The following is a 617-nucleotide window of genomic DNA, read 5'->3' on the forward strand; positions in this document are numbered from 1 at the left end:
GGCAACAGGCTGATGGTTGCAAGGTTCTGGCTGCATCTTGAGCAAGGTGACCTGCCGTCGCACGAAATCTTGCCGAGCGCCCCGGGCGACAGGGCGCCATCAAGGTCGCGCTCGGCCTTGCATTCGGTGCAGTGCACCTTGAGCCCCTTCAACCCGGCGCCTTCCCCGACGAGCTTTAGCGGCTTCTTTCGGGAGCAGGCCTCGGCGTGTTTCGGCCATGACATCCAGGGAAAATCCTGAAGATGCCCCGCAGGGCAAGTCACGATGAAGCGGACAGGTACCGCATAGACCTTCCTGATGCGCTTGCCGCGCCCGGAACTGCAGGAGGGGCACCACAGCTCGGGCTTCCCGATCTCGGAACTCCAGAAGCGGCTACGTTGCAGGAGGTTGCACTTCGGACAGACATGCCAATCCGGGAACCTGTAGGCTGGCAAGAGGCGTGGTCGCTTCTCCCTGCCGACTTTTTCGTCTCCAACAGGAGGTAACCTGAACCCGTTCACCTGGAGCCTCGCCTGAAGTGGCTCGTGATGAATGCGTTGATCGTTCAGAAGCCCCTTCTTGATGGCCAGTTGGTCCCAAGCCTCAAGGCCAGCCGCCACCACGGAGACAGGCGCGCC

1 pseudogene is annotated in these 617 nt (G+C 61.8%); it reads right to left on the reverse strand.

Annotated features, from left to right (window positions below):
• A pseudogene (locus tag A6302_RS23800) lies at window positions 1–617 on the reverse strand (hypothetical protein); the annotation flags it as partial.

It is taken from the genome of Methylobrevis pamukkalensis (assembly GCF_001720135.1).
Taxonomy (GTDB): domain Bacteria; phylum Pseudomonadota; class Alphaproteobacteria; order Rhizobiales; family Pleomorphomonadaceae; genus Methylobrevis; species Methylobrevis pamukkalensis.